Raw genomic sequence first — 3,018 nt, forward strand, 5'->3', positions numbered from 1 at the left:
AGAATTTCATATACCTAGCTATGAGTAGGGTTATGTTAAAGAGGGAATATGCTTGAATTTACTTGTTTCCGGACAACCTCTAAAGACAGGTTCTGTAGAAAAAGAAGAAATAAATGACTTTCTAGAATGACCAACCAGAACTTTGCAGCCAAAATTTTGTAACGTTTCTATACTGCGTAAAATCTGGATATTCTGGTACATAGATTTGCCAAAACCAATACCAGGATCAATAATGATCGAGCTTTGATCAAAACCTAGGGCAAGTAACCTGTTAATGCTCTTTTCTGCCCAATTATTTATGGTATCAATTGGATCAATGTCACTTGGGATAATGTTGTCACTATGTGGTGGTATGGAGAGTGAATGCATAATAACGATACTACATCCACTGCTAGCAATCGCTTTTAAGGTATTATCATCTAGATCTCCCTTCTGATCGTTTACCCAGGCAATGTTGTAGTGTTCCAAAACATTTAAAATAACGTCTGACCAGAAGCTATCAATGCTGACTTTAATGTCACCAACTTTCATATATTGATTAAGGTCATCAAGCACTGGTTTTAAGCGTGCATACTCTGCTTTTGGAGTTTGTATTGAGGAGCCAGGTCTTGTTGATTGAGCACCAAGTTCAACTATGCTTGCACCATCTGATAACAGCCGCAGTGCCTGCTTGGTTGCTTGATCTGCATCATAATAAAGACCACCATCTGAAAATGAATCAGGAGTAATATTGACAATACCTACAAGCTCTGGTGAAAGCGTAAAACTCCTTAAAAAGCAATCCTTAATGTTAGGGTTAACAGTACCAAACGTTTTGTTAACTACTGCCATGGGACTCAGCATTGCCATCAAGTGAAGCAAAAATGGTCTGTTTATCAATTCTGGGTGAGGAATCTTAAGGTAGGATGTATCAAGTGTCAGGTCATCCCATAACAAAATATCCAAATCAATAACGCGAGGTGCCCATTTTTCATAGACCTGCAGACGGCCAATGTCACATTCAATTTGTTTAAGGCCCTTTAACAGCTCTCCAGGAGAAGAAGAACAACTTCCATACACAACCATATTTAGAAATGGCCTGTCCCACCCAGGTGGAGCATCATTTGGTAAAATAGCCTTAGTTTCCAGAATAATTGAAGATTTTAAATTTTTAAAATAGCGCTCCTGCAGTAACTGAGCAGCCTTTTGTAAATGGGAAAAGCGATTCCCCATATTTGAGCCAATAGAAATATAGATCATTAGTTATCTTCCTGTTCTTGCAGTGCATTACAATAGGTAAAAAAAACGCCTCCATGTACATTAGGAACGGGTGGTGCAACTTTGTAAGTAGTTACTCTTACAGAAGAAATAATATGCTTTTTTTGCAGCAAAAGATCATTAATGATCCTGTATATATCATGAGTTAAATGTTCGATTAAATTAAATTGCTTGTTCTGAACAAGAGATTGAATATTTTGTACTATCTCTAGATAGCAGACAGTGTCTTTTAGCTGGTCAGTTGTAAGCCCTAAAGGAGGGGATTTAAAAATAAAATCAACATCAATACTAACTAATTGGGAATGATACTTCTCTTCTGCACTGCACCCTAAGTGAACCCAAAGCCGTAAGTCAGATATAAGAAGATTACATGTAGACATTGCATTCCAACATCACTGAGTTTAAGCTACTTACAACTACTAACACACGCTAGCATTCATCATTCCATCAAGAAAACCCCACAAGAGCCTTGCTCCCTTTTGAGCACCCTGCATAACTTTATCTTGCTCTTTTTCATCTAGATCTTCAATAAGATTTGCACATTCCTCAGAATGCCATTCATCAGCATGCATATGGACCGTAAAAAATTGAAGAGAACGCTCATCACTTATTGAATAGTGTTTTTTTAAACCTTCAATTTTAGACTTGGAAACCTCTGGAGTTTGACGTTCATAAGCGTACAAGGCTCCAAGACCTGCTGCAAAACCTGATCTTACAATGTCAAAGTAACCATCAATTAATTCTTGTGTCTCCTTAATCTGTGCACTTTCACGAAGATCAGATCGCGCAACGCCAAGCCCTTCAGCAAAACGTTTCCATAACTCTGGATGATTTTCATCACCTTGTTCCTCTTCTATTAAATTACCAAGTAAAACCTGTCGCATTTTTAGATCTGGGCACAAAAAATGTATACCACTGATGTAACGAGGAAACGCAGCAACGTGGTGATAATATTCTTTAGCATAGGTTTGTAAAGCTTGCAAGCTTAAGCTTCCTGTATTCCATGACTGGTAAAATGGATGATTTAGTAAGTGCAATTCATCTAACTTGTTATTTAGAGACTTAGTAAATTCCATCATTTCCCCCATTACATTAATATATAGTTCATATACTATAGTCTTCTCATTGTTACGATCATGCTAAGATCAATACAATGGTGGGATTGGTAGGACTCGAACCTACGGCCAATTCGTTATGAGCGAACTGCTCTAACCGACTGAGCTACAATCCCTTTTATCAATATTTATAATACACACAGAAGCAAATTTGTCTATTAGCTTATTTCACTATCAACCCAACTTAGCAAATCATTTGTTGCACCAATTTTGCGTGCAATTTCCTTACCATCTTGAAATATAATCAAAGTAGGTATAGATTGAACCCCATACTTACTTGGCACTTCAGTTTCTCCATCTATATCGAATTTGCAGATCTTAATCTTGCCTTTTCTGTCTTTAGCCAATTGTTCGATACGTGGCATTAGACTTTTACATGGCCCACACCATTCTGCCCAAAAATCTATCAGAACAAACCCTTTATAGTCAGTGACTTCAGATTTGAAATTTTGATCATTTACCGATGTAATATCATCACTCATAAAATACCTAAATTTTTGTAAAATATAGCGTATCTATTAGCAGTTAATCAACTAAATTCTTACCGCAGAGCTTGAAAAATTGCCCTTGTATCTTGTCAAAAGCATCTAATGTTTTAAGCTTATGCATTAGATGGAGAAGGGAAGAACTTTGTAAATTGCCCTAG

Annotated in this window: 4 protein-coding genes and 1 tRNA gene; all 5 read right to left on the reverse strand. The window is 36.9% G+C overall.

What is annotated here, in order from left to right; translation table 11 throughout:
- Nucleotides 1–30: 30 nt before the first annotated feature.
- The gene (folP, locus tag BA053_RS05810) at nt 31–1,239 is read right to left on the reverse strand and encodes a dihydropteroate synthase (RefSeq protein WP_245611621.1); all 1,209 of its coding nucleotides are present in this window, start codon (nt 1,237–1,239) and stop codon (nt 31–33) included.
- Nucleotides 1,239–1,637 (reverse strand): dihydroneopterin aldolase, encoded by a 399-nt coding sequence (locus BA053_RS05815; RefSeq protein WP_065095180.1) that lies wholly within the window; start codon nt 1,635–1,637, stop codon nt 1,239–1,241. The genes folP and BA053_RS05815 overlap by 1 nt, the downstream gene beginning before the upstream one ends.
- A 39-nt stretch (nt 1,638–1,676) precedes the next feature.
- Nucleotides 1,677–2,333, reverse strand: coding sequence for a CADD family putative folate metabolism protein (locus tag BA053_RS05820; protein ID WP_022626367.1), 657 nt, complete (start codon nt 2,331–2,333; stop codon nt 1,677–1,679).
- Between the two features lie 78 nt (nt 2,334–2,411).
- Nucleotides 2,412–2,488: transfer RNA gene (locus tag BA053_RS05825), tRNA-Ile, on the reverse strand.
- Between the two features lie 42 nt (nt 2,489–2,530).
- Nucleotides 2,531–2,854 (reverse strand): thioredoxin, encoded by a 324-nt coding sequence (gene trxA / locus BA053_RS05830; RefSeq protein ID WP_065095178.1) that lies wholly within the window; start codon nt 2,852–2,854, stop codon nt 2,531–2,533.
- Nucleotides 2,855–3,018 lie beyond the last annotated feature (164 nt).

Origin of the sequence: Wolbachia endosymbiont of Nomada ferruginata (assembly GCF_001675785.1) — a bacterium.
Classification (GTDB): domain Bacteria; phylum Pseudomonadota; class Alphaproteobacteria; order Rickettsiales; family Anaplasmataceae; genus Wolbachia; species Wolbachia pipientis.

Bases quoted from the DNA above. Each gene is read 5' to 3' on its own strand.
- folP (WP_245611621.1), bottom strand. From the start codon at position 1,239: ATGATCTATATTTCTATTGGCTCAAATATGGGGAATCGCTTTTCCCAT.
- BA053_RS05815 (WP_065095180.1), bottom strand. From the start codon at position 1,637: ATGTCTACATGTAATCTTCTTATATCTGACTTACGGCTTTGGGTTCAC.
- BA053_RS05820 (WP_022626367.1), bottom strand. From the start codon at position 2,333: ATGGAATTTACTAAGTCTCTAAATAACAAGTTAGATGAATTGCACTTA.
- trxA (WP_065095178.1), bottom strand. From the start codon at position 2,854: ATGAGTGATGATATTACATCGGTAAATGATCAAAATTTCAAATCTGAA.